The following is a 24,283-nucleotide window of genomic DNA, read 5'->3' as shown; positions in this document are numbered from 1 at the left end:
GCCGCCCCTGTCCCGAGATTCTCCGGATACCTCGGGTGCGCCGGCACATAGATCGGCGTGGGGTCTGCGGGCACTTTCGACGGGGGCGTCGAGTGCGGTGCGTCGCCTACGTAGTCGAGATTGCGGGACACGACCCGATCCCCCATGCGGTTCCCCCATTGCGCGCCGACCCGCGTGCCCGGATATCGCACACGGAATCAGGCCCCAAGGTAGCTCCGCCGTCGTGCCCCGCGTTCGTCAAATTCCGCCCATAGCCGTACATGCATGCTCAATACATGACGGTCTTTGGGTGCTTTCTAGCCTCATATTGACCTGGCATTGACCGGGTGCTGACGGCTTCTTATCGCCGCGCCACGGCCCCCGCCCCTCACCGCAGCAGCACCCCCGCCGCCTCCCCCGTGGCCTCCGCCGGTGCCGCGACCAGGCCCAGTTCGGCGGAGCTCGCCAGCAGCCAGTGGGCCGGGAGGATGCGGACCGTGTAGCCGTAGGGGCCCGTGCGGTTCAGGGTGAGGGGGCCCTCGTAGAGCCAGCCCGCGTCGAGGTCGGGGCCGGCGGTGGCTTTGAGGGGGACGGTGGTGGGGTCGGTGATGCGGTCGGACTCGTCCACGCGGCCGGCCACCGCTTGGACCTCGACGTCGGTGGGGCCGAGGCCGCCGAGGGCGACGCGGACCCGCAGGGCGACCGTCGAGCCGAGTTCGGCCGTGCCGTTGACGCCGCCGGCCGTCGCCGAGGTCTCCACGTGGTCGACGGCCACCCCTGCCCACGCGTCGCGCACGCGCGCCTTCCAGTCGGCCAGTTCCCGCGCGGTGGCCGGGTCCAGGGAGCGGTGGGCGCGGGCGGCCGGTGCGTACAGCCGCTGTACGTACTCCCGCACCATGCGCCCCGCCAGCACCTTCGGGCCGAGGGTGACCAGCGTCCGGCGGACCATGTCGATCCAGCGCTCCGGCAGGCCGCCCGCGCCCCGGTCGTAGAAGCGCGGCGCGATCCGCTCCTCCAGCAGCTCGTACAGGGCCGCCGCCTCCAGGTCGTCGCGGCGGTCGTCGTCGACGGCCGCGCCGTCCGCCGTGGGGATGGACCAGCCGAAGTCGGGGTCGTACCACTCGTCCCACCAGCCGTCCAGGACGGACAGGTTGAGGCAGCCGTTGAGCGCCGCCTTCATTCCGCTGGTGCCGCACGCCTCCAGCGGGCGGAGCGGGTTGTTGAGCCAGATGTCGCAGCCGGGGTAGAGCTTCTGAGCCATCGACATGCCGTAGTCGGGCAGGAAGACGATGCGGTGGCGCACGCGCGGGTCGTCGGCGAAGCGCACCAGTTCCTGTACGAGCCGCTTGCCGCCGTCGTCCGCCGGGTGGGCCTTGCCCGCGACGACGATCTGGATGGGCCGCTCGGGGTGGAGCAGCAGCTCCATCAGGCGGTCGCGGTCGCGGAGCATCAGGGTCAGCCGCTTGTACGAGGGGACGCGGCGCGCGAAGCCGATGGTGAGGACGTCCGGGTCCAGCACCCCGTCGATCCAGCCCAGTTCGGCGGCGCCCGCGCCGCGCTCCCGCCAGGACGCGGCGAGGCGTTCGCGGGCCTCGGTCACGAGCTGTTCGCGCAGCGAGCGGCGCAGTTCCCAGATGTCGCCGTCGGGGATGTCGGCCACGGCGTCCCAGCGTTCGGAGCCGCCGACCGCCAGGGCGTCCTCGGTGCGGCCGGCGCCGATCTGCCGGGCGCCGAGCCGGAAGACCTCCGGGGCGACCCAGGTGGGGGCGTGCACGCCGTTGGTCACGGAGGTGATCGGCACCTCCGCCGGGTCGAACCCCGGCCACAGCCCCGCGAACATCCGGCGGCTCACCTCGCCGTGCAGCGTGGAGACGCCGTTGGCGCGCTGGGCGAGGCGCAGGCCCATGACGGCCATGTTGAAGCAGTTCGGCTCGCCGCCGGGGTAGGTCTCCAGGCCGAGCGCGAGAACGCGTTCGATGTCGATGTCCGGGAGTTCGGCTCCGGCACCGAAGTGGCGGGCCACCAGTTCCCGGTCGAAGCGGTCGATGCCCGCCGGTACGGGCGTGTGCGTGGTGAAGACGGTGCCGCCCCGTACGGACTCCAGCGCGGGCTCGAACTCCAGCCCGCCATCGGCGAGTTCGCGGATGCGCTCCAAGCCCTGGAAGCCCGCGTGGCCCTCGTTGGTGTGGAAGACCTCGGGGCCCGGGTGGCCGGTGAGGCGGCAGTACGTCCGTACCGCGCGCACTCCGCCGATGCCCAGCAGCATCTCCTGGAGCAGCCGGTGCTCGCTGCCGCCGCCGTACAGCCGGTCGGTGACGTCGCGCTCGCGCGGGTCGTTCTCCTCCACGTCCGAGTCGAGGAGCAGCAGCGGCACCCGGCCGACCTTGGCCTGCCAGACGTACGCGCGCAGCGAGCGCCCGCCGGGCAGGGCGAGGGCGACGTGGGCGGGGTGGCCGTCGGCCTCGCGGAGCAGGGACAGCGGGAGCTCGTTGGGGTCGAGCAGCGGGTAGTGCTCCTGCTGCCAGCCCTCGCGGGAGAGGGACTGGCGGAAGTAGCCGTGCCGGTAGAGGAGGCCGACGCCGATGAGCGGAACGCCCAGGTCGCTGGCGGACTTGAGGTGGTCCCCGGCGAGGATGCCCAGCCCCCCGCTGTACTGGGGCAGGGCCCCGGTCACGCCGAACTCGGGTGAGAAGTAGGCGACGGCCGCGGGCAGGTCCGGGCTCTGCTCCTGGTACCAGCGACGGCCGCCCAGATAGTCGTGCAGGTCGTCGGCGGCGGCCGACAGGCGGCGCAGGAAGCGCCGGTCCCCGGCCAGTTGAGCCAGCCGGCCGGCGGAGACCGTGCCCAGCAGCCGCAGTGGATCGCAGTCGGCGGCGCGGTGGCCCTCGGGGGCGACGGAGCGGAAGAGGTCGCGGGTCTCGGGATGCCAGGACCAGCGCAGATTGCGCGCCAGTTCGCTGAGCGGTCGTAGGGGTTCGGGAAGGACGGGGCGCACGCTGAATCGACGAATGGCCTTCACGCTTCGACGTTAGCGGCGCGGGGGCCGGGGGTCTCGACAACCGACCACGGGTGTCGGCGGACGGCGACGGCCCCTCGCGCAAGACAGCCGGTCCCGCGCCGCGTCAGCCGCCGCCGGACGCCTCGCGCCCTCAGGCGATTTGGCCGATTCCACCCCCATGGGCGGCCTTGTACCGGTCCGTGGCCCAGGGAAGGGTGTGAGGCACGTGCCGCCGAGTCGCGCAGCGGTGGAGAAGGGGGCTCAGGGCATGTCCTTGTCGCGCACCAGCCGCCGACGGCTGGCCGAAGGGGTGACCGCCTGCGCCCTGGTGGCGGTCCTCTCGGCCATCGCGTCCCCGGCGCACGCCGCTCCGCCGTCGGGCCACGTCCTCGCGGCCGGCTCGCCAACCGCCGTGAGCCGCAGCTACATCGTCACGCTGAAGAGCGGCCCGGGCGGCGCGCTGGACCTGTTCGCGCCCGGCGCCGCCATCACCTCGGCGTGGCACACGAGCGACACGGCGAGCGCCACGCTCTCCGGCACCTCGATGGCCGCGCCGCACGCCGCGGGCGCCGCGGCGCTCTATCTGGCCGGTCATCCGTCGGCGAGCCCGGCGGAGGTGAGCGGCGCCCTGGTGCGGGCGTCCACGCCGGGCAGAGTCGCCGGTGCGGGCCCGCTGTCGCCCAACAAACTCCTGCACGTCGGATTCTGATGGCGAACCCGCTGAATCCGAAGCACGGCCGAGAAGGCCCCGCCCCTGCGGCGGGGCCTTCTCGCGCCGTTGCCGCGGGGCGCGGAGGGAACCACGCACCAGTAGGCGTCGCGTTCTGGGAATGCTCGACTGGAATGCGCGGTAAGGCTCACTCGGTACGTAGCCGCGCGCGCCCGTATGCCGCCACCATGGCCCATCCCTCTTCCGCCCAACCGAGTGAACGCGGACAGGAGCCGTCATGCCCACAGCCCGCCCGGCGCCCGTGGAGCAGATAGAAAGAACAGACCCTGCCGAACCAGCCCGACCTCCAGGTGAGCCCATGATCGGTCGCATCCCCGTCCTGGACATCAGCCCGCTGATCGACTGCGGACGCCGTCCCGCGAAGGCGGTGGCCGGGGAGACATTCCAGGTCAGCGCCACGGTCTTCCGCGAGGGCCAGGACGCGGTGGGTGCCAATGTGGTGCTGCGCGACCCGGCCGGCCGGTGCGGACCGTGGACGCCGATGCGCGAGCTGGCTCCGGGCACGGACCGGTGGGGCGCCGAGGTCACCCCGGCCGCGGAGGGCCGCTGGACGTACGCGGTGGAGGCGTGGAGCGATCCGCTGGCCACCTGGCGGCACCACGCGGGCATCAAGATCCCCGCCGGGATCGACTGCGCGCTGGTCCTGGATGAGGGTGCGCGGCTGTACGAGCGGGCCGCGGCCGGGGTGCCCAAGGACGACGGGCGGGAGGCGGTGCTGGCCGCGGCCGACGCGTTGCGCGACGCGTCGCGGCCGGCCGCCGACCGGCTCGCCGCGGCCCTCGCCCCCGCGGCCGGCGCTCCGCTGTCCCGCTATCCGCTGCGCGAACTGCTCACCGCCTCCCGCCCGTTGCCCCTGCTGGTCGAGCGGGAGCGCGCGCTCTTCGGGTCCTGGTACGAGCTGTTCCCCCGTTCGGAGGGGGCGGTGGTGGAGGCGGGCGGGCCACCCCGCAGCGGAACGTTTCTCTCGGCGGCCCGGCGGCTGCCCGCCGTGGCCGCGATGGGCTTCGACGTCGTCTACCTCCCGCCCATCCACCCCATCGGCGCCGCCTACCGCAAGGGCCCCAACAACGCGCTCAGCGCGGGCCCGTACGACGTGGGCAGCCCCTGGGCGATCGGCTCCGCGGACGGCGGCCACGACGCGGTCCACCCCGACCTCGGCACCCTGGAGGACTTCGAGCACTTCGTCGCGCGCGCCCGCGAGCTGCGCCTGGAGGTCGCCCTCGACTTCGCGCTCCAGTGCTCCCCGGACCACCCCTGGGTTCAGAAGCACCCGGAGTGGTTCCACCACCGCGCGGACGGCACCATCGCCCACGCCGAGAACCCGCCCAAGAAGTACCAGGACATCTACCCCGTGGCGTTCGACGAGGACTGGGCAGGCATCGTCCGGGAGACCCGCCGGGTGCTGCGGTTCTGGATGGCGCGCGGGGTGCGGATCTTCCGCGTCGACAACCCGCACACCAAGCCGGTCGCGTTCTGGGAGAAGGTCATCGGGGACATCAACCGCACCGATCCGGACGTCGTCTTCCTCGCCGAGGCGTTCACCAGGCCGGCGGTGATGCGCACGCTCGCCGCGTTCGGGTTCCAGCAGTCGTACACCTACTTCACCTGGCGCAACGGCAAGCAGGAGATCACCGACTATCTGACGGAGCTGGCCGGCGAGAGCGCCGCCTACATGCGGCCGAACTTCTTCGTCAACACCCCGGACATCCTGCACGCGTATCTCCAGGACGGCGGCCGCCCCGCGTTCGAGGCGCGGGCCGTGCTCGCCGCGACCCTCTCCCCCTCCTGGGGCGTCTACGCCGGATTCGAGCTGTGCGAGAACACCGCCGTACGGGCGGGCAGCGAGGAGTATCTGAACTCGGAGAAGTATCAGCTGCGGCCCCGGGACTGGGCGGCGGCCGAGCGGGCCGGGCGCTCCATCGCCCCGCTGATCACCACGCTCAACCGGCTCCGGCGCCGCCATCCGGCCCTGCGGCAGCTGCGCAACATCCGCTTCCACCGCGCCGACAACGATGCCGTCATCGCCTACTCGAAGCGGTACGGCGCCTCGTGCGTCCTTACGGTCGTCAACCTCGACCCCCACCACACCCAGGAGGCCACGGTCTCGTTGGACATGCCGGAACTCGGCCTCGACTGGCACGAGTCCGTCCCGGTGCGCGACGAGCTCACCGGTGAGACCTACCACTGGGGCAGGGACAACTATGTGCGCCTTGAGCCGGGCCGTTCCCCGGCGCCCGCGCACGTGTTCTCGCTGCGACCGTCCTCACCGATCGGAGGGTCACCCACAACATGATCGTCAACGAGCCCGTGCCGGACACCTTCGAGGACACCCCGGCGAAGGACCGGGACCCCGACTGGTTCAAGCGCGCCGTCTTCTACGAGGTGCTCGTCCGCTCCTTCCAGGACAGCAACGGCGACGGCGTCGGTGACCTCAAGGGCATCACCGCCAAGCTCGACTACCTGCAATGGCTGGGCGTCGACTGCCTGTGGCTGCCGCCGTTCTTCCAGTCGCCGCTGCGCGACGGCGGTTATGACGTCTCCTGCTATACGGCGGTGCTGCCGGAATTCGGCGACCTCGCCGACTTCGTCGAGTTCGTGGACGCCGCGCACCAGCGCGGCATGCGCGTGATCATCGACTTCGTCATGAACCACACCAGCGATCAGCACGAGTGGTTCCAGCAGTCGCGCACCGACCCCGGGGGGCCGTACGGCGACTACTACGTATGGGCCGACGACGACAAGCAGTATCAGGACGCGCGGATCATTTTCGTCGACACGGAGTCCTCCAACTGGACCTTCGACCCGGTACGCAAGCAGTACTACTGGCACCGCTTCTTCTCGCACCAGCCGGACCTCAACTACGAGAACCCCAGCGTCCAGGAGGAGGTACTAGCCGCCCTGCGCTTCTGGCTGGACCTGGGCATCGACGGATTCCGGCTCGACGCGGTCCCGTATCTGTACGCGGAGGAGGGCACCAACTGCGAGAACCTCCCCCGTTCGCATGAATTCCTCAAGCGCGTACGGGCCGAGATCGACGCCCATTACCCGGATACCGTGCTCCTGGCCGAGGCCAACCAGTGGCCCGAGGACGTCGTCGACTACTTCGGCGACTTCCAGCAGGGCGGCGACGAGTGCCACATGGCCTTCCACTTCCCCGTCATGCCGCGCATCTTCATGGCCGTACGGCGCGAGTCCCGCTACCCGGTCTCCGAGATCCTCGCCAAGACCCCGGCCATCCCCTCCCGCTGCCAGTGGGGCGTCTTCCTGCGCAATCACGACGAACTGACGCTGGAAATGGTCACGGACGAAGAGCGCGACTACATGTACGCGGAGTACGCCAAGGACCCGCGGATGCGCGCCAACATCGGCATCCGGCGGCGGCTCGCCCCGCTCCTCGACAACGACCGCAACCAGATCGAGCTGTTCACGGCCCTGCTCCTCTCACTGCCCGGCTCGCCGATCCTCTACTACGGCGACGAGATCGGCATGGGCGACAACATCTGGCTCGGCGACCGGGACGCGGTGCGCACCCCGATGCAGTGGACCCCGGACCGCAACGCCGGGTTCTCCTCCTGCGACCCCGGCCGGCTCTCCCTGCCGACGATCATGGACCCGGTCTACGGATACCAGGTCACCAACGTGGAGGCGGCCATGTCCAGCCCCGCCTCGCTGCTGCACTGGACCCGCCGGATGATCGAGATCCGCAAGCAGAACCGGGCCTTCGGGCTCGGCTCGTACACCGAGCTGCCCTCCTCCAACCCGGCCGTGCTCGCCTTCCTCCGCGAGCACGGGGACGACCTCGTCCTGTGCGTGAACAATTTCTCCCGGTTCGCGCAACCCACCGAACTGGACCTGCAGTCCTTCAACGGCCGCCATCCGGTCGAGCTGATCGGCGGCGTCCGCTTCCCCGCCATCGGCGAGCTGCCGTATCTGCTCACCCTCGCGGGCCACGGGTTCTACTGGTTCCGGCTGCGCCATGGCGAGCTGCCCACCGTCCGCTGAGCGGACTCGCGCCCGCGCGTGCCCCACGGCGCGCACGGGCGTTTTCACCACTCGCCCCTGGGAAGTCTCCCTATTACCGCACGGGCCGGGCTCCCCGGATCGCATCCGCCCCACCTGCCGTACGGGCCGGACGTACGCCTCGGAGGTGCGACCCGGCCGTACGGGCTGACCGTATGGACGATCCTCGCCCGACACGTCCCGCACCGCCGCACAGACACTGCCGCAATCCGGGACACTTCGCCCTAACTGTCGTGTGCCCGGGGAAAGGACGCGACGCCATGCCGGAAGGATTCTCGGCCCGTGGCAAGGCGAGCAGCAGGAGTGCCACGGCCGCCGCTGCCGCCGCCGCTGCCGCCGCCGCCGGGCGACCGGCCCAGGCCGCCGCGGGTGACGCCGGGCTGCTCGCCTCGCTCGTGCCGCTGCTCACCGAGTGGCTGCCGCGGCAGCGCTGGTTCGCGGGCAAGGGCCGCCCCATCACGGGCTTCGCCCCCGTCGCCGTGACCGAGCTGCTGCCCAGCCCGCCGCACGGCACCTCTCCGGGCCTGCTCCATCTGCTCGTACGGGCCCAGCAGACCGGCGCGCAGCCGGAACCCCCCGACGCCGCCGACTGCTATCAGCTCCTCCTCGGCGTCCGCCAGACACTCCCGCCCCATCTCGCGCCCGCGCTCATCGGCCGCCCGGCGGAGGGGCCGCTGCACGGCCTGACCGTGTACGAGGCGCTCGCCGACTCACGCCTCTCCGCCGTGCTGCTGGAGCGGCTGCGCGCGCCGGGGCGGCTCGGTCCGCTGCGCTTCACCCACACGCCGGACACCGTCATCGACCCCGACCTCACCCCGCGTCTGGTGACGAGCGAGCAGTCCAACACCTCGGTGGTGTACGGCGAGACATACATCCTCAAGATCTTCCGGCGGGTCTGCCCCGGCGCCAACCCGGACCTCGAACTGCCCCTCGCGCTGGCCCGCGCCAAGTGCCCGCGGGTCCCCGCCCCGGTCGCCTGGTACGAGGCCCTGCCGCCCGACCCCGCCTCGGAACCGATGACGCTCGGCGTCCTCCAGCACTTCCTCGCCTCCTCCGCCGACGGCTGGCAGCTCGCCCTCAACTCCCTTTCCCTACAGGCAGACTTCGCCGCTTCCGCACGCGCGCTCGGCCACGCCACCGCCGAGGTGCATCTCGCGCTCGCCGACACGCTCCCCAGCGTCACGCTGCGCCGCCCCCAGCTCGAACACCTCGCGTTCTCGATGACCGAGCGGCTGGAGGCGACCGCCGCCGCCGTCCCCTCGCTGCGCCCGTACGGCCCGGCGCTGTACGCCGCGTACGAGAACCTGGCCGCCCTCGGCCGCGCGGGCCGCACCTGGCCCGCCCAGCGCGTCCACGGCGATCTGCACCTCGGCCAGACGCTGCGCACGGCCACCGACGGCCGCTGGTCCCTCATCGACTTCGAGGGCGAGCCCGCCCGCCCGCTCGCGGAGCGCCGCCGCCCCCAGCCCGTCGCCCGCGACCTCGCGGGCATGCTCCGCTCCTTCGACTACGCGGCGGCCGTCGGCCACGCCACGTCCAGCGTCTGGTCCGACCGCGCGCGCACCGCGTACTGCGACGGCTACGCCGCCGTCACCGGCTCCGACCCCCGCGAGGACCCGGCGCTGCTGCGCGCCTACGTGACCGACAAGGCCGTCTACGAGGTCCTGTACGAGGCGCGCCACCGCCCCGACTGGCTCCCGGTCCCCATGTCCGCGATCCGCCGCCTGGCGGCGGGGGCGCACGGGGGCGACGTGCCGGACGGCGGCGCGCGGTGAGACGGGCGAGGCGGGTGAGGCGGGGGCACGCCTTGGGCCGGGCCTCGGGCTCGCGGTGGGTGAGCTGGATGAGCTGGATGACGGTACTGGGCTCGGGCCGGGAGAGCCGGGGGCCTGTTCCGGGCTTGGGCCGGGGAAGCCGGGAACTCGTACGGGACACACGACAACGCACCACCCGCCCGCTCCCCGGCCACGGCGCCGGGGCCTTGAGGAGGACCAGACCGTGACCGCACGTCCGCCGACCAACCGCCCGCCCCACGCGGACGACCGCCCCGGCCCGCCAGCGCCTCCGGCGGTGCCCGCGACATTCCTCCCGGCCGCCACGGACCGGGGAACGGCAGCTCCGGCTGCCCCAGCCGCTCCGGCCGCTCCGGCAGCTCCGGCCATGCAGCCCCCGCCCGCCCCCGAACCGGGCGGCCTGCCGCCGCTCCCCGGCCGCACGCGCGCGCCGGTCGAGGACGTACTCCTTCCCGAAGTGGACGACGCGTCCGGGGAGGGCCGGCCCTCGCAGCAGCGCGGCGACGGACCCCAGGACAGCACGCCGCCGCAGCCCGGCGCCGCCGCGTCAGCGCAGCAGCGCCGTTCTTCGTACACCGCGCCGCCGACGCCGCGGGCCCCGCGGCCGGAGGCAGCGGGGCCCGGCCCCGCACCGGCGGCCCCCCTCCCGGCACAGACGCCGGCGGCTCCCGTCGCCTCCACCGGCAACGGCCGCGGAGTACGCACCGCTCCCCCGCTCGATCCCGTCGAGCGCGGGCGGCTGCTCGACGGCTCGCACTACGACCCGCACGCCCTGCTCGGCGCGCACCCCGCGCGCGGCGGCGTCGTCTTCCGGGTGCTGCGCCCGTACGCGCGCGATGTGGCCGTCATCGCCAGGGGCCTGCGGGCCGATCTGATCCCCGAGGGCGACGGGCTGTTCGCGGGGCTGCTGCCGCTGCGCGACGTCCCCGACTACCGGCTCCTGGTCACGTACGAGGACAACGAGCTGGAGGTCCACGACCCGTACCGCTTCCTGCCCGCGCTCGGCGACCTCGATCTGCATCTCCTCGCCGAGGGCCGCCACGAGGAGCTGTGGCGGGCGCTCGGCGCGCAGCCCATGACCTGGCAGGGCATCACCGGCACCCGGTTCACCGTATGGGCGCCGAACGCGCGCGGCGTGCGCGTCGTCGGCGACTTCAACTACTGGGACGGCACCGCCTCCCCCATGCGCTCGCTGGGCGGCACCGGCGTCTGGGAACTGTTCCTGCCGGGCGTCGGCGAGGGCGCGCTGTACAAGTTCGAGATCGCCCGCCCGGACGGTTCGCTCACGCTGCGCGCCGACCCTATGGCGCGCCGGACCGAGAACCCGCCCGCCAACGCGTCCATCGTGCACACCTCGCACCACACGTGGCGGGACGAGGCGTGGCTGACCCACCGCGCGGGCCACGCCGTGCATGCCTCGCCGCTCTCCGTGTACGAACTCCACCTGCCGTCCTGGCGACCGGGCTTGACGTACCGTCAACTAGCAGAACAACTCCCGGCCTACGTAAAGGACTTGGGCTTCACACACGTAGAACTGATGCCGGTGGCCGAGCACCCCTTCGGGGGCTCGTGGGGCTATCAGGTCACGGGCTTCTACGCGCCGACCGCCCGCCTCGGTACCCCCGACGACTTCAAGTTCCTGGTCGACGCCCTGCACCGGGCGGGGATCGGCGTCCTCGTGGACTGGGTGCCGGCGCACTTCCCCAAGGACGACTGGGCGCTCGCCGAGTTCGACGGCCGCACGCTGTACGAGCACGAGGACCCTTCCCGGGCCGCGCACCCCGACTGGGGAACCCTGGAGTTCGACTACGGCCGTAAGGAGGTCCGTAACTTCCTCGTCGCCAACGCCGTCTACTGGTGCGAGGAGTTCCACATCGACGGCCTCCGCGTGGACGCCGTCGCCTCGATGCTCTACCTCGACTACTCCCGCGAACCCGGCGAGTGGTCCCCCAACGCCCATGGCGGCCGGGAGAACCTGGACGCCGTCGCCTTCCTCCAGGAGATGAACGCGACCGTCTACCGGCGCTGCCCCGGCGTCGTCACCATCGCCGAGGAGTCCACCGCCTGGGACGGCGTCACACGCGCCACCCACCATGTGGGCCCCAGCGGTTTCGGGGGCCTCGGCTTCGGCCTGAAGTGGAACATGGGGTGGATGCACGACTCGCTGGAGTACATGTCGAAGGAGCCGGTGCACCGCAAGTACCACCACCACGAGATGACGTTCTCGATGGTCTACGCGTACAGCGAGAACTACGTCCTGCCGATCTCCCACGACGAGGTCGTGCACGGCAAGCGCTCCCTCGCGTCCAAGATGCCCGGCGACTGGTGGCAGCAGCGCGCCAACCACCGCGCGTACCTGGGCTTCATGTGGGCCCACCCCGGAAAGCAACTCCTCTTCATGGGCCAGGAGTTCGCGCAGGGAGCCGAGTGGTCCGAGAGCCACGGCCCCGACTGGTGGCTCCTGGACCCCTCGTACTCCGCCGAGCCCGACCACCGGGGCGTACGCGACCTGGTCCGCGACCTGAACCGCACGTACACGGCCACACCGGCTCTGTGGCAGTGCGACACCGACCCGGAGGGCTTCGCGTGGATCGACGGCGAGGCGAGCGAGGACAACGTCTTCGCCTTCCTGCGCCACGACGCGGACGGCGGACCGCTGCTGGCCGTCTCCAACTTCTCCCCGGTCGTCCGGTACGAGTACCGGCTGGGCGTGCCGAACGGATTCGCCGTCTGGCACGAGGTGCTGAACACCGATGCCGCCCGGTACGGCGGCAGCGGCGTGTCCAACCCGGACCCGCTCAAGGCCGAGTCGGTCGCCTCGCACGGCCGCCGCACCAGCATCCTGCCGGTGCTGCCGCCGCTGGCCACGGTGTGGCTGCGGCCGGTGTGACACAGCGCGGCGCTTTCGTACGCGGCCGGGCCCCGTACCGACGTGGAGTCGGTGCGGGGCCCCGGTTGGGCTCGGACGGCCGACGCGTATTTGCCTTTTCACCGGTACCGGTGCCTCCGCCGCCCGCCTGTACGGGGAGATCGTCAGCGGGCAGCACCGCCCGCGCGAACTCGCGGATCTCCTCGACGAACAGCTCCGGCTGCTCCAGAACGGCGAAACGGCCGCCCGCGGGGATGTCGTCGTTGAAGTAGCGCAGGTCGCGGTAGGCCCGCTCGGCCCGGACGCGCGGGGTGCGCGTCAGTTCGTCCGGGAAGACGCTGACGCCGACGGGAAGGTCCAGCTCGGTCGGAGCGGCCGGCTGCCGTGCGTTCTGCTCAGCCGCCCCCGAGGGAGGCCGACCGGACGGCCGCCGCTGTCCGCTTGCGCCGCCTGCGCAGCAGCACGACGACGAGCGCGAAGACCTGGAGTTCGAGCTCCAGGCCCGGCAGGTCGGCGGTCGCCTCCGAGTGGACATGTCCGGTGCGGCGGATCGTGCCGGCGGGCTCACCGTCGTCGCCGATCATGGTGTGCTCCCGGTCCGCCGCCGCGGTCTGCCGGAACGGGATGACCCGCCCGGAGCACGTCATGGTCCAGCTGCGGCGCACGCGGTCCGTGGTCGCGACGGCCTTCCCGTCGGCGTCGAGCAGTTCGCAGGCACCGCTGAAGCGGTGAGCGCGGACGAGGTAGCCGACCCCGTGCAGGGTGAACCGCGCGCCGGTGCCGCCCCTGCCCAACGGGAACGTCGTCAGCGCCCGGCCATCCTCGGTGAACGCGTACTCCTGGCTCGGCAGATGGACTCTCTTCGCGTGCAACATGGCCTCATTGCACCGTCGGCCCGCCGATCGGACCCATGCCATTTGTCATGGACGACTGGGGGACATCCCGAACGGGGGTGCCGGTCACGGGTGGGCGATGCTCGGCCGCATGACCCCCGCATCACTTCCCGGGCCACCGCTCGTACCTCCCGCAGCAGCCCCGGCCGTATCGTGACCGACATGGGCGCACGCGATCCGGACGAGTTCTCCGCAGGCCAGTGGCCGGACTGGAGTTTCTGGAAGGATCAGTCGGACGGTTCCAGGGGCCGGGGCCGCTCGGCCGTCGCCACGGCCGCGGCACTGGCCTCCCTCACCTTGATCGCACGGGCCGAGGACATCGCGCACGGCAGCAGACCTCTCGCGCTCACCTCGCTCGCGATCGGCTTCGTCGCCTGCTACGGCGTCATCTGCATACTGGCGCCCTGGTACGGGCCGATGGCGCTGCGCCGCGGGCGCGTCGCCATCGTGGCCGCGGCCTTCCTGCTCGGGGCGGCACCGGCCGTGCTCCTCACGACGCCCTCCTATCTGACCGATCTGACCTACGCCCTCTCGATCGGGCTCATGCTGCTGCCGCTGCGCCATGCGCTGCTGCTCGGCCTCGTCACAGTGCTGGGGCAGATCGTCTGGATGCGTCTCGACCGGGGTGAGGTGGCCTGGGTGCAGGTGGCCATCCTCGTCGGCGTGACCGCGGCACTCGGCACCGTCTTCGCGCTCAACTTCACGATCGGTCACCTGCGGGCCGCGCGCGAGCAGGTCAAGAGGCTGGCCGTGAACCAGGAACGGGAGCGGGTCGCCCGGGACATGCACGACCTCCTCGGCCACAGCCTCTCCACGATGACCGTCAAACTGGGTCTGACGCGTCGCATCCTGGAGTCCTCCGGAGACGTGGCCCTCGCCGTCGGCCAGGTCACCGAGTTGGAGAACATGGCCCGTACGGCGCTGTCCGACGTGCGGGCGACCGTTTCGGACTACCGCACCCTGTCGCTGGACAGCGAGCTCGCCGGCGCCCGTATGGCGCTGCGTGCCGCCGGGGTACGGGCCGATCTGCCCGCTGCGACCGACGCCGTGCGCCCCGAGCTGCGCGAGGTGTTCGGCTACGTCGTGCGGGAGGCGACCACCAACGTGCTGCGGCACTCCGATACCGAACTGTGCACCGTCCACGTCGGACCCGACTGGGTCGAGGTCACCGACAACGGCAGTTTCACCGGCGGGGCGAGCGCCGGGAACGGGCTCACGGGCCTCACCGAACGGCTGGCCGCGGTGTCTGGCACCTTCGAACACGGGCCCGCCCCCGGCGGCGGCTTCCGGGTCGTCGCCCGCGGGCCGGCCCCGGCGGCCTCCCCCACCCCTTCGCAGGAAGCCGAGCCGACATGATCCGTGCCCTGCTCGCCGACGACCAGGCACTCGTCCTCGGCGCCCTCGCAGCCGTGCTCCGACTCGAACCCGACATCGACGTGGTCGCCGAGGTCGGCACCGGCACCGAGGTGCTGGCCGCCGCGCAGCGGACCGCGCCCGACATCGCGCTGCTCGACGTACAGATGCCCGGCCGTGACGGCCTGGCCGTCGCCGCCGATCTCCAGCGGGCGCTGCCCGGCTGCCGCACCATCATCTGCACGACCTTCAGCCGGCCCGGCTACCTCTCGCGAGCGATGTCCGCCGGCGCGGCCGGGTACGTCGTGAAGGACTCCCCACCCGAACAGCTGGTCGACGCGATCCGCCGCGTCCATGCCGGCCTCCGCTTCGTGGATCCGGCGCTCGCCGCGGAAGCGCTGGCCGGCGGGGCGAGTCCATTGACCGGGCGCGAGGCGGACGTGCTGCGCATCGCCGCCGAGGGCGGCACCGTGGCCGACATCGCCAGGGCGCTTCGGCTGTCCCAGGGCACAGTGCGCAACCACCTGTCGTCGGCGATCGGCAAGACGCAGGCCCGCACCCGCGCCGAGGCGGCCCGGCTCGCGGAGGCGAACGGCTGGCTGTGACCGCGGTGCCGTCCGCCGCCGCAGCGGTCGGCCGCGGTGCTCCGGCCCGGTTCGGCGGCTCGGAAGGTGCGATGCGGGCTGACGCGGCGTAGCCCCAGCGGGACGAAGTCGCACGCCGCACGTGGCCGGCCGGGGTGGGGCCGGGGGGAACCGTTTCGGTGGGAACGGTCAGCTGCTACGTTTCCCGGATGAGGAAAGGACCTGCCACGCGAAGCGCCGGGGCAAACGAGCCACTCGGCTTCGTGATCGCTTCGACGGGCAGCGCGGCGGCCCTCGCGTTCGAGTCCGCCCTGGCCTCGGAGGATCTGCTTCCGCGGCACTTCGCCGTGCTGCGCGGGCTGCGTGACGGCGAGGAGCACACGCAGCAGCAGCTCGCCTCCTCGCTGGGCATCCCGGCCAGCCGGCTGGTGGCGCTGCTCGCGCTGCTGATCGAGAGGGGCCTGGTGGAGCGGCGCGAGTCGCCGGCCGACGCCCGGGTGAAACTGGTCCGCCTGCGGGAGGTGGGCCGGATGGAACTGGAGAAGCTGCTCCGGCTCGCGGGCGCCTCGGAAGAGCGGCTGACCGCGGGGCTGACGGCCGAGGACCGGTCCGAGCTGCGCCGGTTGCTCGGCATCGTCTACGCCAACGTCGCCGTGGAGCCCGAAGGGCGGCCCGTCCGGGCGTGGTGATCGGCCCTCCGGTCCGGTTGCTCGATTTGGTGACGGGCGGGGCTTGCGCAAATCGTTTCAGTTGAAATAGTTTCAGTGAGAATTGATTGAGGCGCCGCCGCGAGGCAACCGACCACAGGAGACGACGATGACGGTCACGAACCAGGACACGGTCGAGGGATTCCTCAAGCGGATCCGGGATGCCTGGGACGCGGGGGACGCGAGCGGCTACGCGGCGCAGTTCGCGGAGAACGCCTCGTATGTGATCTTCATGGGGGACGCCATGCTCGGGCGCGCCTCCATCGAGCAGACGCATCATGAGGTGTTCACCCGCTGGCAGAAGGGCACACGCATGGCGGTCAAGCCGATCGACGTGCGGATGCTGGACGAGTCAACGGCGGTGGTGACCACCGTCGGCGGCATCGGCAAGGGCAGCCGGATCGGCTTCGACAAGTTCCAGACCTTCACGCTGCACCGCCACGAGGGACGCTGGGAGTGCGTGGCCTTCCAGAACACGAAGATGAGCCGCCGGTCCAAGCGCGCCTACCGCTCCTGACGGTGTCCCGCCGACGGCCTACCGGACCTTCGCATGAGCACGCGACCGAGCGGTGCCGGCCAGTGTCCTGCGATCACAGTTGCGGGGTGTGGCCTCGGCATCCGGTGACTGTGGCGGGCGCGGGTCCGGCTGGGACGTCTCCACCGTGACCAGTGCGGGCGGGGGGGCCGGAGTGAGGTGTCGGGGGCGGAGGAGGAGTCCGATCAGGCGGCGGGTCTCCGCGACGCACCAATGTCGTGGTGCCGGGCGGCCGTGCTCGGCTACGTGCTCGGCGCGCCGCTCACCCGGCGGGCCCGCCAGAGCGCACGCCGTCCGCACCGGGTCCGAAACCGTGGGCATGGGCCCAGACGACGGCCTCCGCGCGGGTGCGGACCTGGAGCTTGGCGAACAGGTGGTTGATGTGGGTCTTGACGGTGGCCTCCCCCACCAGCAGGCGCCGGCCGATCGCGCCGTTCGACAACCCTTGGGCGAGCAGCCGCAGTACGTCGGACTCGCGCGGGGTCAGCAGGTCCTGCGACGATTCGGCCCGCCGCCGCTCGGACGTAGGGTCGGCGCCGCGCATGGCGGCGGCCAGCAGCCGTTCCTGGACGATCGGGTCCAAGGTGGTGTGCCGGGCGAGCGCGGCCTCGATCGCGCGGACGATCTCGGTCTTGCCGGCGTCCTTGGTCAGGTAGGCGCGGGCGCCGGCCTGCAGGGCGTCGAGAATCAGCTGATCGTCCGCCATGGTCGTCAGCACCACGACGGCCACGTCCGGGTGCGCCGTCACGATCCGGCGGGTGGCCTCCACGCCGCCCATCCCCGGCATGCTCAGGTCCATCAGCACCGCGTCCGGGTGCGTTTCGGCGACCTGGGCGACGGCCTCCTCGCCGTTCGCGCTCCCGGCGACGACGTCGATGCCGGGCATCATGTCCAGCAGGGTCATCAGACCTTCGCGGACCACCTGCTGGTCGTCGACGACCACGACCCGAGTACTCATGCGGGCACCTCCGCCCGCACGCGCCACCCCTCCGGGGTGGGGCCGACCGTCAGGTCGCCGCCGACCAGCAGCAGCCGCTCACGCATGCCGGCCAGACCGTAGCCGCCGTCCATCCCCGCCACTCGGGGCCGTGGGCCGGCCTCGCCGCCACCGGAGCCGGCGGGCCCGGACAGCACGGTCAGCCTCACCTGGTCCTCTCCGTAGTCCAAAGTGGCGGTCAGCTCCTGTCCGCGGGCGTGCTTGGCGGCGTTCGCCAGGGACTCCTGGGCGACTCTCAGCAACGCTAGCCCGACGTCCGGTTCGAGCGCGCGCGGGGTGCCGACCGGTGTGAAGGTCGCGGGCGCGCCGGAGGCGGTGCGGTGGTCGTGGACCAGCGCGGTGAGGGCCTCCGGCAGGGGCGGGGTGTCCGCACGCAGGGCCGCGATCGCGCGGCGGGTCTCGGTCAGTCCGTCGACGGCGATCCGGCGGGCGTTGTGGACCCGCTCCACCGCCTCTTCGGTGCGCGGCGGATCCGCGGTGAGCAGCGAGTCGGTCACGTCCAACTGCACCGCCAGGGCGCCCAGCGACTGCGCCAGGACGTCGTGGATCTCCCGGGCGACCCGGGTCCGCTCGGCCAGCGCCGCGGCCCGCTGCTCCTCCTCGTGCACACGCCGGGTCTGCAGCAGCAGCTCCTCCGCCTGCGCGTGCTGAGTCCCGATGCTGCGCCGGGTCGCGCCGGCGAGCTGACAAGCAAGCAGCGCGGCGATCCAGGCGGCGACGCGCGCCCATGCCTGCCCGGGGAAGCCGGCCACGATCCCGCCGATCGCCAGCGCCAGGACGCCGGCCGCCAGCACGGCCGCGCTGACCAGCGTGGACAGGATCGCTCCGGACGACACCGCCGCCATGCCGACGATTGCCGTGGCCAGCACGGCCTTGGGTTCGAGGGTGATCAGGAGGTTCCCGCTGATCATTACGACGCCCAGGATCGGCACTGCCAACGCCTCGGGCACCGGAGATCCCGCACGGAAGCCGGCCGCGCACCACAGCGCCCAGGCGCCGCACATCAGCACCACCAGCACCCAGGTGGTGGCGGACCAGACAAGCCCGTCCGAGAACGGCAGGCCGACCAGCACCAGAACCAACCCGAGCACCCGGGGCAGCGCATGCTGCCAGAGGTCAGCACGCGGCAGGGCCGGTCGCGGTGGCACGGGATGCGCCGACGACGGCTTGCCTTCGGTGGTAACGGCCATGGTCGCAGCTTGGCACGCACCTCTGCCCCGCGGCCGGGCCGGGGCCCGCCGGCAGGTGGAGGAGGGTGGAGAAGGGTGGAGGTATCCGCGCTCCACCCTCCTCGGCTCCTCGGCCGACGCCCGGGCCGTGGCACAGGTCCGACGCTGTGTGGACAAGAACCCCTTCACCTACCGGCGGAAACCATGTCCACCTTGCAGAGCGCTCTCCTCATCAACCTCGTCGTGCTGCTCACGACCCTGCACGCCGACCTCGGCACCAAGGCGGTGAGCCGCGGACGCCTGCTCCGCCCGCTGATCATCGCGGTGATCATCGTCCCCGTGTTCGTCCACACCTTCTTCGACAGCGGGATCGGCCTGGCCGTCGAAATCTGCGGCCTCGCGGCCGGCGTGCTGTTCGGACTGGTCGCCGTCAGCCAGGTCCAGGTCTTCCGGGAGCCGGACGGCCAGGTCGTCTCCCGGGCCGGCCACAGCTACGCGGCGCTGTGGATCGGCCTGATCGTCGCCCGCTCGGTGTTCTCCATCGGCGCCACCTACTGGTACAAGTCCGAGCTGGGCCGCTTCTTCTTCCGGCACGGCGCCCCGCCTCAGGACATCGCCTCGATCGTCGCCAACGGGCTGGTGTTCATGGCGCTCGCCGCGCTGCTCACCCGCTCGGGAGCGCTGAAGGTGCGCGCCTCCGGGCAGCCCTGAGCCCCGGCCTGCCCCGGGTCGCGGAGGGCGCGGCACGACGTGCGCCGCCCGTGGGCCTTCGTTCGACCCCGCGTCGGCAACGGCCGACGCCCGCCGCCAGTACCGCACTGCGGCCGGCACGACTGCATCCGGGCAGGCATCCGCACGGTAGCCGCCGCAGCCGGCAGACCCCGGCCCGATGGACCGGACAGAAGACCGATGGACCGGACAGAAGAAAGGTGCAACACGCATGAGTGCCAGCGACGCCGTCGACCAAACCGGCGCGGGAGGATACGACCCGGCCCAGCCGCCGGTTCCCGCACCGGGCAAGAGCGAAGGGGGTGCCGCGGGCGAACGGCTGGTGTTGTTCACCGACGCGGTGACCGCGATCTCGATCACTTTGCTGATCCTGCCGCTGATCGATCTCGTCCCGGAGGCCGTGTCCGCCCACCAGCGGGCCAGCGAGGTGTTCACCGGTCACCTCGACCAGATCTGGAGCTTCCTGCTCAGCTTCGCGGTCATCGCGAACATCTGGCGGGAGCACCACCGGACCTTCTCGTCGGTCACGAGGGTCACCCGCTCTTTGATGGTGTGGAACATGGGATGGCTGCTGTCCGTCGTCGTGCTCCCCCTGCCGACGGAGATGATCGGCGCCTTCGGCCGTAACCGGTTCGTGGCGGCGTTCTACTACGTGGTTCTCCTGGCGAGCATGGTGTGCCGGCTGGCGATGCTGAGGATCCTGAAAACCACCCCGGGGCTGCTCGACGAGGACGATCAGGAACCGGGCAAGCTCCAGGAGTTCTACACCGAGAGCTATCTCAACGTCCTCCTTGTGGTCCTGGCTCTTGTCATCGCCCTCGCCGTACCCGTGCTGCAGTACTACAGCCTGCTGCTGCTCGTCCTGCCCAGGCGGGCGTTCCTTCGGGGCCGGCGCGCCCGCTGACCCGCGGTCAAGGGGGCAATCGCGTTCGGACCGGTTCCGGTGCCGGTGCCGATCCGGCTGGAGCCGGGTGCCGCCTCGCAGCAGGACGTGCCCCGTCGGATCCACCGCCGCGTTGCCCGCTTCGGCGGTCTCCGTCTGGTTCGACGGAGCGGGTCTGATCGCCGACGCATGGCCGTTGCCGCTGATCCGGCCGGCGGGTTGGGCCCGGCCGCCGTGGTGCATCAGGCCGGTACGGTGCGGGAGTGATCTCATCTGACCGTAGAGCAGCCGAACGTGAGGCGTCGGAGGCCATCACCTATCGCGTGGCGGAGAGCGAGAGGGACAAGTCCACTGTCATCAAGGGCGAGTTCAGCTCGGATACCGTCTTCGAAGTGGTCGGCTCCGAAGGCGGGTTCACCATTCGGCCCGCCCGGCTGGACCCGCCGGTTCACAAGGTCTTCCCCGACGACGAGCCCGAGGCCGACGACGAGCCCGAGGCCGATGAGGCATCGGAGGGCAAGCGGCGGTTCGTCGCGCTGGATGGCGAACTCGCGTGCGGCTATGTCGACACGGAGTATGAGCCCTGGAACCGGCGGCTGATCATCGCCGATATCGAGGTGGCCGGGCCGTACCAAGGCCGGGGAATCGGGCGGACACTGATGAGTTACGCCATCGGCTGGGCCCAGGAACGCGGTGCCGGGCACGTGTGGCTGGAAGTGACGAACATCAACGCTCCGGCCATCCGCGCCTACCAGCGGATGGGGTTCACCTTCTGCGGCCTGGACACTTCCCTCTACAGCGGCACCGAGTCCGAGGGGGAGACGGCGCTGTATATGAGCCTCTTCCTCGACTGATCCGCCGGCCGGTCCAGTGCTTGGACATGGATGTCCCCGCTACCTCCAGGCAGCCGATCACGCGCGCGGCGCCGTCATCAGAGGGCTTCGGCCACTCCTGCAATGGACTCCGAGAACCGACACCGGCGGCTCATCGGCGGCTCACCTGCGGCGATCGTGTTCATGAGTTGGTGCGAATGGGCGGACGTTCAGGGTGCGGGCGGCGGCGGCCCGAGTCAGCGGCGCAGGGCCAGCACCGTGCCCCTCGTGACGGCCTCCTTGAAGCGGGCCGAGGCGCGGCCGGTGAGGACGGCGGCGACCGGGCTGTCGTCGGCGCGGGTGAACTGGGTGAGGCCGTCGTGGCGGCCGAGGCTGATGTTCTGCCAGACGTAGCGGAGGCGCAGCGGCTTGGGGGTGCGGCCGGTGAGCGAGGCGGCGACGCTGCCCGCGACGTACGCGCCCATCGGCAGCCCGGTCTGGCAGGACATGCGGGACGCGGCGCCGTCGGGCCCGTACGCCGCTACGGCGTCGCCCGCCGCGAAGACCTCCGGGTGGGAGGTCGAGCGCAGCGTCGGATCGACCGTGAGCAGGCCGCGGTCATCGACCGCGAACCCGGCCTCGCGGGCCAGGTCGGGAACGCGGAATCCGGCCGTCCACAGGACGGTGCCGGCCGGGATCTCACCGCCGTCGGCGAGGACCAGGCCGTGTGCGGTGACTTCGCGGACGCGGGCGTGTTCTCGGAGTTCGACGCCGTGCCGGTCCAGGGCGCTGCGGAGGTGGCGGCGGCCGCGCTCCGAGAGCCCGGCGCCGAGTTCGCCCTCGGTGACGAGCCGCACCTTGAGCCCCGGGTGGGCCTCGGCCAGCTCGGTGGCCGCCTCGATGCCGGTCAGCCCTCCCCCGGCCACGGCCAGCGAACCCTGGGCGTCCGCCGTACGTTCGCGCAGGCGCACCGCGTCCTGGTAGGTGGCCACGGCCGACGCGTGGGCGGCGACCCCGGGGACGGCGGCGGTGTCGGCCGCGCTGCCCAGAGCGTAGACGAGGGTGTCGTACGCAACGGCGTACGGAGCGGAGTCGAGCTGGACCGTACGGGCGGCGGCGTCGACGGAGGTCACGCGGGCGACGACCAGCTCGATGCCCGTACCGGCGAGGAGACCGCTCAGGGGCAGGTCCTTGAGCTGCTGACCGGCGGCGAGCTGGTGCAGCCGTACCCGCTCCACGAAATGGCCGACGGCGTTGACCAGCGTGACGCGTACGTCGCCGCGGCGCAGCTTGCGGGCCGCGCCCTTCGCCGCGGACAGTCCGGCGTACCCGGCTCCCAGAACCACGATGTGATGTGTCATGCCTCCTGAACCGGCGGGCGGGCTGATCCGTGACGGCTCACGGTGTGAAGTGGATCATGCGAGCTGGCGGGCGGCGAATGCGAGTTTGCCGGGGTTGATGACCGTACGGACCGCGCTGACCCGGCCCTCGCGGATCTCCGGTACGACGATGGCAAGCAGCTCCTGGCCCGCGAAGACGACGGTCGCCGGCTCGCCGTTCACCTCGGCGATCTCGGCTCTGACCCCCGCCGCCTCGGGCCGGGCGCCGAGGCCCAGCAGATAGCGGAGCACCTTCTCGCGCCCGATGATCGGCCGGCGTGCCGCGGTCACCTCGCCGCCGCCGTCGGCCCAGGCGGCCACGTCGTCGGCGAGCAGTCGCTCAAGACCGGCCACATCGCCTTCGACGGTGGCGGCGAAGAAGCGCTCGACGATCTTCCTGCGCTGTCCGTCGTCCACGTCGAAGTGCCGTCGCGGGTGGCCGAGTTGGGCGCGGGCCCGGCGGTGCAGCTGACGCGAGTGGGCCTCCTCGATACCGACGGCTTCGGCGATTTCCCGGTGACTGTGCCCGAACGCCTCGCGCAGCACGAAGACCGCGCGTTCGGCCGGGGTGAGCCGCTCCATCAGGGTGAGCAGCGCGAACGACACGGACTCGCGCTGTTCGGCGCTCTCCAGCGGTCCGAGCCGGTCGGCCGTGGTGTGTGTGAAGACCGGTTCGGGGAGCCAGGGCCCGGCGTACAGCTCCCGCCGGGCACGGGCGGAGGTGAGCTGGTTGATGCAGAGGTTCGTCATGACCTTGGTCAGCCAGGCGGCCGGGGTACGGATGGCGGAGGGGTCGGCCGCGCTCCACCGCAGATACGTGTCCTGCACGATGTCCTCGGCCTCGCTCGCCGAACCGAGCATCCGGTAGGCGAGCGCGAACAGCCGAGGCCGGTGTGATTCGAACTCAGCGACAGCTTCCGTGGTCATGTGCGCAGCATGCCAGGCTGGGCGGCGGGGCCGGCCGGCTCACAGCGCGTTGCCGGTTCCGGGCTGCCGCAGCGCGTACGGAAGGTCTCGCGAACGGGCGGGGCTCCCGGTCGTGGTGGGCGCCCACGGGATCGGCGCCCGTGGACACCCGGATCGCCGAGGCCCGTCACTCCAGGAGCGCACGCCAGCGGTCGGCCGACTCCATCATGTCCAGGATGACGCGCTCCAGGAACGTCCCTTCCCTGGTCAGCCGTTGCCCCACGGGCGTATCGGGCCCGAGCGTCTTTGCCGCGGCCATCGCGGCCCGTGCCACCTCAAGCGTCTGCCGCGCGCTGATCACGACCGAGTTGTACGCGGCCTCGTCGTCGACCACGTAGATGTCACGGCGCCGCCGCGGATCGCGCTCGCGCCGGACGTACCCCTGCTCGACCAGGAACTTCACGGCCACGGAGACGGAGGCCGGGCTGACGTTCAGCCTGCGGGCCAGTTCGGCCGCGGTGCGCCTGCCGTCCTCGGACAGCAGCAGGTCGACATGGACGCGCGCGGTGATCCTCGGCAGCCCCGATCTGACCGCCAGTTCGGTGATCTCCTCTTCCACCGCGCCGCTCGGCGCACCGGTCGCGCGCTGGGGTGGCGGTGTGCCGCGCCGCGCCCGCTGGGCCGTCGCCCGGTGCGCCTGCTGGGGCCGGTAGCCGCGGGCACCGCCGTTACGTGCGACCTCGCGGCTGATCGTCGACGTCGGCCGGTCGAGCCTCCTGGCGATCTCGGCATAGGAGAGCCCGCCCGCGAGTTGGGTCGCGATGCGCTGGCGGTCCTGCTGGGTCAACCGTCCTCCTGGCATGCCGTCAGTATTGCTTTCGCCGCCCCCCATTGCAACGCACCATTGCGTTCGAGCTCAGCGTCATTGCATCAAATAACCGCCACAC

The 24,283-nt window shown here is 71.9% G+C and carries 19 protein-coding genes; 12 read left to right on the top strand and 7 right to left on the bottom strand.

Annotated features, from left to right (window positions below; genetic code table 11):
• Positions 1–367 precede the first annotated feature (367 nt).
• The gene (gene glgP / locus AC07AB_RS31555; RefSeq protein ID WP_478574090.1) at positions 368–2,998 is read right to left on the bottom strand and encodes an alpha-glucan family phosphorylase; all 2,631 of its coding nucleotides are present in this window, start codon (positions 2,996–2,998) and stop codon (positions 368–370) included.
• 247 nt (positions 2,999–3,245) lie between these two features.
• Here glgP and AC07AB_RS31550 point away from each other — a divergent pair, with 247 nt between their 5' ends.
• The 5 genes from AC07AB_RS31550 (at position 3,246) to glgB (ending at position 12,410) form a co-directional block, all read left to right on the top strand.
• Entirely contained in the window at positions 3,246–3,686 is a 441-nt protein-coding gene (locus AC07AB_RS31550; protein ID WP_478574087.1) for a S8 family serine peptidase, read from the top strand.
• 319 nt (positions 3,687–4,005) lie between these two features.
• The gene (locus AC07AB_RS31545; protein ID WP_478574084.1) at positions 4,006–6,000 is read left to right on the top strand and encodes an alpha-1,4-glucan--maltose-1-phosphate maltosyltransferase; all 1,995 of its coding nucleotides are present in this window, start codon (positions 4,006–4,008) and stop codon (positions 5,998–6,000) included.
• Positions 5,997–7,709, top strand: coding sequence for a maltose alpha-D-glucosyltransferase (gene treS / locus AC07AB_RS31540; protein WP_478574081.1), 1,713 nt, complete (start codon positions 5,997–5,999; stop codon positions 7,707–7,709). The genes AC07AB_RS31545 and treS overlap by 4 nt, the downstream gene beginning before the upstream one ends.
• 278 nt (positions 7,710–7,987) lie before the next feature.
• Positions 7,988–9,502, top strand: a complete 1,515-nt coding sequence (locus AC07AB_RS31535) for a maltokinase N-terminal cap-like domain-containing protein (RefSeq protein ID WP_478574078.1) — start codon at positions 7,988–7,990, stop codon at positions 9,500–9,502.
• A 385-nt stretch (positions 9,503–9,887) separates the two neighbouring features.
• Positions 9,888–12,410 (top strand): 1,4-alpha-glucan branching enzyme, encoded by a 2,523-nt coding sequence (gene glgB / locus AC07AB_RS31530; protein ID WP_478574075.1) that lies wholly within the window; start codon positions 9,888–9,890, stop codon positions 12,408–12,410.
• Between the two features lie 374 nt (positions 12,411–12,784).
• On the opposite strand, the gene AC07AB_RS31525 is transcribed toward glgB, so the two are convergent.
• The gene (locus AC07AB_RS31525; RefSeq protein ID WP_478574072.1) at positions 12,785–13,264 is read right to left on the bottom strand and encodes a hypothetical protein; all 480 of its coding nucleotides are present in this window, start codon (positions 13,262–13,264) and stop codon (positions 12,785–12,787) included.
• A 180-nt stretch (positions 13,265–13,444) separates the two neighbouring features.
• Here AC07AB_RS31525 and AC07AB_RS31520 point away from each other — a divergent pair, with 180 nt between their 5' ends.
• From AC07AB_RS31520 to AC07AB_RS31505, 4 genes are all read left to right on the top strand, one after another.
• Positions 13,445–14,638, top strand: coding sequence for a sensor histidine kinase (locus AC07AB_RS31520; protein ID WP_478574069.1), 1,194 nt, complete (start codon positions 13,445–13,447; stop codon positions 14,636–14,638).
• The gene (locus tag AC07AB_RS31515; RefSeq protein ID WP_478574067.1) at positions 14,635–15,240 is read left to right on the top strand and encodes a response regulator transcription factor; all 606 of its coding nucleotides are present in this window, start codon (positions 14,635–14,637) and stop codon (positions 15,238–15,240) included. The genes AC07AB_RS31520 and AC07AB_RS31515 overlap by 4 nt, the downstream gene beginning before the upstream one ends.
• A gap of 242 nt (positions 15,241–15,482) precedes the next feature.
• Positions 15,483–15,908: a MarR family winged helix-turn-helix transcriptional regulator gene (locus AC07AB_RS31510; RefSeq protein ID WP_478574064.1), complete on the top strand. Its 426-nt coding sequence runs from the start codon at positions 15,483–15,485 to the stop codon at positions 15,906–15,908.
• Between the two features lie 127 nt (positions 15,909–16,035).
• Entirely contained in the window at positions 16,036–16,443 is a 408-nt protein-coding gene (locus AC07AB_RS31505) for an SgcJ/EcaC family oxidoreductase (RefSeq protein ID WP_478574061.1), read from the top strand.
• Positions 16,444–16,723: 280 nt separating this feature from the next.
• On the opposite strand, the gene AC07AB_RS31500 is transcribed toward AC07AB_RS31505, so the two are convergent.
• Positions 16,724–17,419, bottom strand: coding sequence for a response regulator (locus AC07AB_RS31500; RefSeq protein ID WP_478574058.1), 696 nt, complete (start codon positions 17,417–17,419; stop codon positions 16,724–16,726).
• Entirely contained in the window at positions 17,416–18,648 is a 1,233-nt protein-coding gene (locus tag AC07AB_RS31495) for a sensor histidine kinase (RefSeq protein WP_478574056.1), read from the bottom strand. The genes AC07AB_RS31500 and AC07AB_RS31495 overlap by 4 nt, the downstream gene beginning before the upstream one ends.
• A 183-nt stretch (positions 18,649–18,831) precedes the next feature.
• Here AC07AB_RS31495 and AC07AB_RS31490 point away from each other — a divergent pair, with 183 nt between their 5' ends.
• The 3 genes from AC07AB_RS31490 to AC07AB_RS31480 all read left to right on the top strand — a co-directional run bounded on the left by AC07AB_RS31490 (position 18,832) and on the right by AC07AB_RS31480 (position 21,093).
• A complete protein-coding gene (locus AC07AB_RS31490) occupies positions 18,832–19,338 on the top strand; it encodes a hypothetical protein (RefSeq protein ID WP_478574053.1) in 507 nt (168 codons plus the stop codon).
• 229 nt (positions 19,339–19,567) lie between these two features.
• Positions 19,568–20,260 (top strand): TMEM175 family protein, encoded by a 693-nt coding sequence (locus AC07AB_RS31485; RefSeq protein ID WP_478574050.1) that lies wholly within the window; start codon positions 19,568–19,570, stop codon positions 20,258–20,260.
• A gap of 242 nt (positions 20,261–20,502) precedes the next feature.
• Positions 20,503–21,093 (top strand): GNAT family N-acetyltransferase, encoded by a 591-nt coding sequence (locus AC07AB_RS31480; RefSeq protein WP_478574048.1) that lies wholly within the window; start codon positions 20,503–20,505, stop codon positions 21,091–21,093.
• Positions 21,094–21,308: 215 nt separating this feature from the next.
• Here AC07AB_RS31480 and AC07AB_RS31475 read toward each other — a convergent pair whose 3' ends face one another.
• The 3 genes from AC07AB_RS31475 to AC07AB_RS31465 form a co-directional block, all read right to left on the bottom strand.
• Complete coding sequence (locus AC07AB_RS31475; protein WP_478574045.1) at positions 21,309–22,412, bottom strand: NAD(P)/FAD-dependent oxidoreductase; 1,104 nt, start codon at positions 22,410–22,412, stop codon at positions 21,309–21,311.
• 54 nt (positions 22,413–22,466) lie between these two features.
• Positions 22,467–23,357, bottom strand: coding sequence for an RNA polymerase sigma-70 factor (locus AC07AB_RS31470; RefSeq protein WP_478574043.1), 891 nt, complete (start codon positions 23,355–23,357; stop codon positions 22,467–22,469).
• Between the two features lie 166 nt (positions 23,358–23,523).
• Entirely contained in the window at positions 23,524–24,198 is a 675-nt protein-coding gene (locus AC07AB_RS31465; protein WP_478574040.1) for a helix-turn-helix domain-containing protein, read from the bottom strand.
• Positions 24,199–24,283: the final 85 nt, after the last annotated feature.

This window comes from Streptomyces sp. NPDC044033 (genome assembly GCF_056434425.1).
The sequence above is the reverse complement of the archived record's forward strand: the minus strand, read 5'-3'. Positions and strand labels throughout refer to the sequence as shown.

What these genes read in the sequence shown, in the direction of transcription:
- AC07AB_RS31550 (WP_478574087.1), top strand. Translation starts at nt 3,246, where the DNA reads ATGTCCTTGTCGCGCACCAGCCGCCGACGGCTGGCCGAAGGGGTGACC.
- AC07AB_RS31545 (WP_478574084.1), top strand. Translation starts at nt 4,006, where the DNA reads ATGATCGGTCGCATCCCCGTCCTGGACATCAGCCCGCTGATCGACTGC.
- treS (WP_478574081.1), top strand. Translation starts at nt 5,997, where the DNA reads ATGATCGTCAACGAGCCCGTGCCGGACACCTTCGAGGACACCCCGGCG.
- AC07AB_RS31535 (WP_478574078.1), top strand. Translation starts at nt 7,988, where the DNA reads ATGCCGGAAGGATTCTCGGCCCGTGGCAAGGCGAGCAGCAGGAGTGCC.
- glgB (WP_478574075.1), top strand. Translation starts at nt 9,888, where the DNA reads ATGCAGCCCCCGCCCGCCCCCGAACCGGGCGGCCTGCCGCCGCTCCCC.
- AC07AB_RS31525 (WP_478574072.1), bottom strand. Translation starts at nt 13,264, where the DNA reads ATGTTGCACGCGAAGAGAGTCCATCTGCCGAGCCAGGAGTACGCGTTC.
- AC07AB_RS31520 (WP_478574069.1), top strand. Translation starts at nt 13,445, where the DNA reads ATGGGCGCACGCGATCCGGACGAGTTCTCCGCAGGCCAGTGGCCGGAC.
- AC07AB_RS31515 (WP_478574067.1), top strand. Translation starts at nt 14,635, where the DNA reads ATGATCCGTGCCCTGCTCGCCGACGACCAGGCACTCGTCCTCGGCGCC.
- AC07AB_RS31505 (WP_478574061.1), top strand. Translation starts at nt 16,036, where the DNA reads ATGACGGTCACGAACCAGGACACGGTCGAGGGATTCCTCAAGCGGATC.
- AC07AB_RS31500 (WP_478574058.1), bottom strand. Translation starts at nt 17,419, where the DNA reads ATGAGTACTCGGGTCGTGGTCGTCGACGACCAGCAGGTGGTCCGCGAA.
- AC07AB_RS31495 (WP_478574056.1), bottom strand. Translation starts at nt 18,648, where the DNA reads ATGGCCGTTACCACCGAAGGCAAGCCGTCGTCGGCGCATCCCGTGCCA.
- AC07AB_RS31490 (WP_478574053.1), top strand. Translation starts at nt 18,832, where the DNA reads ATGTCCACCTTGCAGAGCGCTCTCCTCATCAACCTCGTCGTGCTGCTC.
- AC07AB_RS31485 (WP_478574050.1), top strand. Translation starts at nt 19,568, where the DNA reads ATGAGTGCCAGCGACGCCGTCGACCAAACCGGCGCGGGAGGATACGAC.
- AC07AB_RS31475 (WP_478574045.1), bottom strand. Translation starts at nt 22,412, where the DNA reads ATGACACATCACATCGTGGTTCTGGGAGCCGGGTACGCCGGACTGTCC.
- AC07AB_RS31470 (WP_478574043.1), bottom strand. Translation starts at nt 23,357, where the DNA reads ATGACCACGGAAGCTGTCGCTGAGTTCGAATCACACCGGCCTCGGCTG.
- AC07AB_RS31465 (WP_478574040.1), bottom strand. Translation starts at nt 24,198, where the DNA reads ATGCCAGGAGGACGGTTGACCCAGCAGGACCGCCAGCGCATCGCGACC.